A 6497-nucleotide genomic window follows, 5' to 3' on the forward strand; every position below is an offset into this window, starting at 1 on the left:
GTGGGAATTATGAATTATCCTTTTGAAAATGATACCAGTGCAGTAATTAAAAAATTAGCACGAAAAAGTGTGCGTTTTGATAAGAAGAAAAACTTATTTTGCCTTTCGGCAATTATTGTAGCCGTTGCTATGATAATGATGTCGTTGCTCACAGTGCAAAATATCATTTATCAAAATCAGAAAGAAATCGAAGGATTACATCAAGGGATTTTCTTTGACATTACGCAGGACAGTAAAGAAAAGTTGTTAGCAAACGAAGAAGTAAAAAGTGTAGGACTTTCCTGTAATATCAAAACAGTGAAAGAAAATTCTAAAGAACTGTCTCTGATTTATTATGATGATGACATGCTTAGTTTGATTCCTGCCTTTGACGGAAAATATCCAGAGAAAGCAAGTGAAATTGCTGTTACAGATGCCTTTTTTGCCAGTGAAAATAAGTCTCCGGAAATCAACGCCATAGTTCAGTTGAATCTGGATGGTACTTTGAAGAATTATACTATTGTTGGTATTTATCATGATAAAACTTCTACCGCTTATCCTGTTTTTGTTTCACTTGAAAAATGCCGGGAATTACGTGGAAATAACCTGCTTAATGGATATGTTTGGCTTGAAAATGCAGATACCCTTACAAAAGACGAAGCAACAGAAATATTATCTCAAATTTCAGAGGAGACTGGACTGAATAATTGGACAGTCAGCAGTTACTATGATTATGTAAATACAACTTTGTCCTTCAGTAATTATGCGGTATATGGTGTAGTTGCTGCCATTTTGTTTTTAGCTGCCGCACTTGTAATTTACAGCATTTTCTATATTTCGGTTGGACAAAAAGTTGCTGAGTTCGGACAGCTTCGGACAATAGGGGCAAGTAAAAAGCAAATTTATAAAATAGTTCTTAAACAGGGTTATATGCTTGCAGTTCCGGGGATTTTAATTGGTAGTATCATGGGAACGATCATCAGCTATTGTCTGCAATCAAAAGGCTGGTCAGTATTTGCATTTATTGTTTCTCTATGTGGCGCATGCCTTTTTGGAATACTGCTTGTTTATATTAGTGTTCGTAAACCAGCAAAAATTGCAGCGAATACTTCTCCAATTTCCGCCCTGAAAAATCCAGTGGGAATTGTAAATTACCGCACTCACAAAAGACATCGTATTACGCCTGTATATTTAGCGAAAATCAGCTTTTCCAGAAACAGAAAAAAATCTCTATTGACCATTTTATCATTGGGACTGTGCGGAGTTATATTTTTCCTTGCAGCAAGTTATCAGAGTTCTTTTAATGCCGAGAGTATGGCTCGTTATTGGGATATGAAGTACGGAGATTTCAAAATCAGCATTGATTTAGAAAACGAAAGTGAAAATTTGGATGCTCTCTTGCAGAAAGAATATTTTTCTGATTATGTAAAGCGTGTTGGAGATATAGAGGGAGTTAGCAATATATTTACTTATGCTACCGTACCAGTTGATTTCTCAACAGACAATGATATTTCAGATAGCACCTTGATGCTCGGCTATAATGAAAAGGATTTGGCGTCGCTAAATGCAGCGGTTTTGTCTGGAAATATTACTGATGATACAGAATTAGTTGTAAGTGATCCCGAACGTATTTATGATGTTTACCATTGGAAACCTCAAATTGGGGATACTGTGACCTTTAATTTCAAAAATCATAGTGGTAAAACAATAACAAAAGCATTCAAAATTGGTGCAATCACTTCCAGCAATGATGGAATGGGTGGCTATATTTTCAGAATGCCGGAAAATATGCTCAAAGAACTTGCAGGTTATGACTGTACATACGCAATCGAAATACAAGCAGAAACTGAATATCAGGAGATAATCGAGCAAGAACTCAAATTACTCGTTTCTGACAATAGGGATGTTCGCTTACAAACCCTTCAAGATTTTATTGTAGAACACCAATCAGACAATCGTGCAGGTTTTACATTAGCTTATGCGATTGCAGCCATCTTGTGGATATTTGCGGTCATCAATCAAATCAATCTTACTGTGACAAATCTTTTATCACAGAAACAGGAAATGGGCACACTAAAATCTATTGGTATGACAAATAAGCAGTTGAAGCAAGCATTTATGATGGAAGGTCTTTTTACTACTTTGATTGCATTGCTTATAACTGCTGTTGTTGGAATCCCCGGCGGATATGCAATCGGTATATTTTTGAAAAATGCAGGCATGTCTACGGGATTTGTATTTCCGGTTGTTGCTTTTACTCTTTTTGCTGTTGCTATGTTTATGCTTGAAAGTTTGATGACAATATTGCTTATTCATTCATGGAAGAAGCAATCTGTTATTGCAATAATGCGAAATTGATGATAGAAAGCTTTTCATATCTCGGTCAGCTCCACAATTACATTACTCTGCTGATACAGCCAGTCCGTAAATTCTTTCGGGCTGGCTGTTCCTGTTTTTACAGCCTTTTTTCTCTGTAATACTTCTTTTCATACAGTAAATTTTCACTAGGCTGGTATGGAGTAATTTTACTGTCTATACAGTAAGTTGAAAATACTAATATGGTCTTTTTTCTAACCAAACTTTAAGATAACATCTAATTCCAACATATGCGCCCTGCGAAAGTACGAAAAGCAATAGAAGATTTACTGACAGTACTTTTTTGATTGATTCTCCAAAATAAATGACAATAGCAACACTTGTCAGTATCATTAGTAGAGTAATAACATCCCAACAGTTTTTCTTATATAATTCTATAACCTTTATTTCTATCAGTATCGCCAGCATCCCTGTTCCTGCCATACATATTCCTACAATCAATATTAGCAATAACCAATATACCATTCCGGCTATAAAAGCATTTGGAATTTTTGTACTAATCTGTGCCGCAGAATGCCCGGCATCAATCGTCCATCCGACAAAGGTTTGTATGAATGATGCTAAATCATTGAAGAATGATTTACAATCGACAAGGAACATATCTGACTGTACTGCCTGAAAAAGAGTGGTTGTCAACGAATACCATGCAAGAAGGAACAAGGTTGTTTGGAACATTACCGTTTTTGCTTTATACTGTCCTGCAAGTCGCTCTTTTTGTGTTTCGTATTTTGCTTTTGCATTCTGATAGGCTGTCCGGTTACAGGCTTCACATTTTTCATAGAGTACCGGCTTTTCTACCGGTATTTCTACGATTTTCTGATGTGTCCGGGCATAATCCCGTTCCTGTGTTAAATAGCATATTTTATCTTGACATTCCTCTATCATGACGTTTGCGCTTCGCAACTTCTCTTTCTCGATCCGCAATGCTCTGTCTGCCAGCTTCAAGTCGTTCTTTAATGCTTGAATATTCCCGGCTCTGTTCTCTTTGTTTAATTTCTCGTTCAAGGTCAGAGATTCGCTGAGCTGCGTCTTCAGTTCCACGATAAGCTGTTCTTTCTGTTCTAGTTCTTCTTGTATCTCCTCGGTCAAGAGCAGAAGTTCTTCCAACTGTTCGGCGTTCTTTGATTCTCTGGATTCGTTCATCTATATCACGTCCTTTCTCTATCTGCTGTTCCAGTTCAGCAATTCGGTGTTCTGTTTCAGTAATAAACTGTTTTCGCTGTTCAGCTTCTGTGCCAATTTCTGCCATTGCTGATTTTCGTTTTCCAAAAGCTCTATCTTCGTTTTCTGTTCTTCCATCTTGGAAAGCAGTTCCTCGGTATTTGGCAAAATGTTGAGCAGCTCGGTTAACTCGTTGTTTAATTTTTGTAATTTCTGATTCTGTTTTTGCATAAGAGAGAGTTGAGTGTCCCGGTTCTGCATTTCCAGAATCATTTCTGCCATTAGGTTCTGCTGTTCTTCGATTTGACCAATCATGGATTCCATTAAGGGTATAATTTCCCGGCTTTCTTCTAATGTCATTTAATCGCTCCTTCCATAATGATAATGCACCCGATACTTTCCCAAAGGTGTTTAGTATCTTTTGCAATAACGTGTTTTGTTGTTTTATGATTTGATTTTCCGCTACTTTCCACGAGCCTTTTATTTCCTGCCCGGCAAAAAACTTTTGTTCAATCTTTCTTGCGTCAGCTCCTTCATGGATGGTAGGAATCTGGAGTTTTCCCTGCTTTTCATAAGAACGATGATCAACTTGATTATGCAAAGGCAGATGTTCATTACATACCTTTGCCCATTCACTCCGCCACAGTTCACAATTTTTTGGATTGTTCCATCCAGTAGCATCGGTCAGCACCCGTTTCCATTGCAGGCGGTTTCTTGCTCCAATCTTCTGAATTCCGTTTTCGTCTAATACAGGGATACGGATTCCATGACGGTCAGGGTTTTTCTTATCCTGCCACCAGTTCGGATGGGATTCATCAATCACGATATTTCCGTTTTTATCTCTGACAAAATCCCAATCCTTGACTTCTTTCTTTCCCCAAGAATGATCCGGGTTAAAAGGACGCATAGTTAGAAGCAGATGGACATGGGGGTTGCCATCCCCTTTGTCGTGGATACTCCAATCAGCGCACATTCCTCTATCTACAAAAGTTTTTTGGATATAGTCGGTTGTATATTGAATTTGTTCCTGTCTGCTCCATTCTTTGGGGAGGGCAAATTCAAATGACCTGCCAAGTTGGGCATCTGCATTTTTTTCAATCTTCAATACCTCATTCCATAACCTCTGTTTTTGAAATGTGATTTTAAATTTTTTTATAGCAGCTTCTTTATCTTCTGACCTTTTGTATCGGACAGACTTTTGAAAGCGTTTTATATTTTCCTCTGGTACTATCTGCCATTCAGAAGGTGCGTTTTCGCACATCATCAGACTGGTGTAGACCACTTCTTTTTTAGAAGTGTAATAACTGATACTCCCGGTTTCTTCGTTTTTCATCACATCCCCATTGAGATATGCAGAAGCGGAGATAACAGATTTTCCTTTACTTCGTCCGACTATTTTGATTGTGTAATGAAAAATCGCCATGTCTGGATTCCTCCTTTCTGCACATCCGGCATAGATTTCCGGCAACATTGCTTTCAATTTTAGAAAAAGCAGCATTGCCGGAACGCCCTCTGCGTAAGAGTGCCCTGCGCATAGCAGTCTGCATGGAATGCGCCCCTCTGGCGAAGAGTGCCTCCTGCGGCATGAGCAGGTCTGGCTGAAAGCCCCGCCGACGGAACGAGCCCGGCAAGCGTGAGCGCAGACCGGTTGCCACTTGTGGCAAACTTATTGGGACGACCTCTGGTTGTCCATAAGTGCGCCCTTCATGAAAAAGCAATGAAGGGAATGAAAAACTCATCCCCTCCGCCATTACACTTCCTCCATATCGGTATTGGCTTCTTTCTGCATTGCCTTTGAGAAAAACTTCCCATTGGCTTCCTGCCTTTTCAGAAAACCAATCAGCTTTGGGATGTCTTCCTCCTCAATAGGTGCACCAAGAACGGATTCCACTGCACCGCCAATCTGACAGAGCCTATGGGTTCGTTTTTTACTTTCTTCGGCTTTCTTTCGTTTCAGAAGTTCTTTCTTCTGTGTTGCATATCTTTTCGCCTTTTCAAGGCTTTCCTGTTCCTTCTTTTCCATTTCAAGCATTCGTTCTTCATAACTTTTTGTTGATTTTGCCATGATTACATTCCCCTTTCTTTTGCAAACATAAGTTCTCGGTTGCGTATCAGAAGAAGCACATGGTATAATCTTCTTGCGTGTAGGTATATCATGGCTTCGGTCTGATAGAACCTTTGGCGGTTTCTTTGGAAGCCGCCTTTTTAATTTGCCGCAGTTCTTGTTACGGCTTTTACATTTCCTCTATCCCTCAAATCACGACCTTCATTCGCTTCCATAAACATTTCCAGAATATCGGTTTTAATCAGGACTTTGCGACCAACCTTTAATACTGGAAGTTTCTTCCATTCTACAAGCTGTCTTAAGGTATTTCTGCCGATTCCCGTATAATCAGCAGCTTCTTCGATGGATAATGCAATTTTTCTTTGCGTCATATAATCACCTCCTTATAAATTGCATTATGCAATTCTTGTGATGTAAGTATATCCTTTCCAAATCTTTTTGTCAAGCGTTACGAAATATTAAAAATAATTTTTATATTGCATATTGCAATTTTGGAAAAACAATGCTATAATTCATACATACCGAAAAAGGAGGCAGTCAGCATGAAAGATAAAGAACTACGCAAGCTGATAGGCAGCAGAGTAAAACAGCGCCGTCTGGAATTGAATCTGACACAGCCTTATGTTGCAGAAAAGATGGGGGTTACCGCTTCTACAATCCTGCGTTATGAGAATGGTTCGATTGACAATACGAAAAAAATGGTGCTGGAAGGTCTTTCGGAAGCACTCCATGTATCTGTGGAATGGCTCAAAGGGGAAACAGATGAATATGAAACCGACATTACGGATAAGAGAGAGTTACAGATTCGTGATGCGATGGGAGATATTCTGGAACAGTTACCGCTTGCCCTTACCAAAGAAGAAGATGCTTTTTCAAAAGATTTATTACTGCTGATGTTAAAACAATATGGTCTGTT

The 6497-nt window shown here is 38.9% G+C and carries 7 protein-coding genes; 2 read left to right on the plus strand and 5 right to left on the minus strand.

Annotated features, from left to right (window positions below; translation table 11 throughout):
- Positions 1 to 9 precede the first annotated feature (9 nt).
- Complete coding sequence (locus tag H8R94_RS09860; RefSeq protein ID WP_117593969.1) at positions 10 to 2337, plus strand: ABC transporter permease; 2328 nt, start codon at positions 10 to 12, stop codon at positions 2335 to 2337.
- Between the two features lie 195 nt (positions 2338 to 2532).
- On the opposite strand, the gene H8R94_RS09865 is transcribed toward H8R94_RS09860, so the two are convergent.
- The 5 genes from H8R94_RS09865 to H8R94_RS09885 all read right to left on the minus strand — a co-directional run bounded on the left by H8R94_RS09865 (position 2533) and on the right by H8R94_RS09885 (position 5952).
- Positions 2533 to 3240 carry a DUF6040 family protein gene (locus H8R94_RS09865; RefSeq protein ID WP_008394183.1) on the minus strand — a complete coding sequence of 236 codons (708 nt, stop codon included), beginning with the start codon at positions 3238 to 3240 and terminating at the stop codon, positions 2533 to 2535.
- Positions 3218 to 4939, minus strand: a complete 1722-nt coding sequence (locus tag H8R94_RS09870) for a MobA/MobL family protein (RefSeq protein ID WP_107029154.1) — start codon at positions 4937 to 4939, stop codon at positions 3218 to 3220. Before H8R94_RS09870 ends, H8R94_RS09865 begins: the two co-directional genes overlap by 23 nt.
- Positions 4896 to 5180, minus strand: a complete 285-nt coding sequence (locus H8R94_RS09875; RefSeq protein WP_243238494.1) for a hypothetical protein — start codon at positions 5178 to 5180, stop codon at positions 4896 to 4898. Before H8R94_RS09875 ends, H8R94_RS09870 begins: the two co-directional genes overlap by 44 nt.
- Positions 5181 to 5266: 86 nt before the next feature.
- Positions 5267 to 5581 carry a relaxasome subunit MobC gene (locus H8R94_RS09880; protein ID WP_072522126.1) on the minus strand — a complete coding sequence of 105 codons (315 nt, stop codon included), beginning with the start codon at positions 5579 to 5581 and terminating at the stop codon, positions 5267 to 5269.
- Positions 5582 to 5721: 140 nt separating this feature from the next.
- Complete coding sequence (locus H8R94_RS09885) at positions 5722 to 5952, minus strand: helix-turn-helix domain-containing protein (protein WP_004843519.1); 231 nt, start codon at positions 5950 to 5952, stop codon at positions 5722 to 5724.
- Positions 5953 to 6123: 171 nt separating this feature from the next.
- Between H8R94_RS09885 and H8R94_RS09890 the strand changes: the two genes are divergently transcribed.
- On the plus strand, positions 6124 to 6497 hold a 374-nt coding region (locus tag H8R94_RS09890), incomplete at its 3' end, for a helix-turn-helix domain-containing protein (RefSeq protein ID WP_186854553.1).

It is taken from the genome of Roseburia lenta, assembly GCF_014287435.1.
GTDB classification, from domain to species: Bacteria; Bacillota; Clostridia; order Lachnospirales; family Lachnospiraceae; genus Pararoseburia; species Pararoseburia lenta.

Bases quoted from the DNA above. Each gene is read 5' to 3' on its own strand.
- H8R94_RS09880 (WP_072522126.1), bottom strand. From the start codon at position 5,581: ATGGCAAAATCAACAAAAAGTTATGAAGAACGAATGCTTGAAATGGAA.
- H8R94_RS09870 (WP_107029154.1), bottom strand. From the start codon at position 4,939: ATGGCGATTTTTCATTACACAATCAAAATAGTCGGACGAAGTAAAGGA.
- H8R94_RS09885 (WP_004843519.1), bottom strand. From the start codon at position 5,952: ATGACGCAAAGAAAAATTGCATTATCCATCGAAGAAGCTGCTGATTAT.
- H8R94_RS09860 (WP_117593969.1), top strand. From the start codon at position 10: ATGAATTATCCTTTTGAAAATGATACCAGTGCAGTAATTAAAAAATTA.
- H8R94_RS09865 (WP_008394183.1), bottom strand. From the start codon at position 3,240: ATGATAGAGGAATGTCAAGATAAAATATGCTATTTAACACAGGAACGG.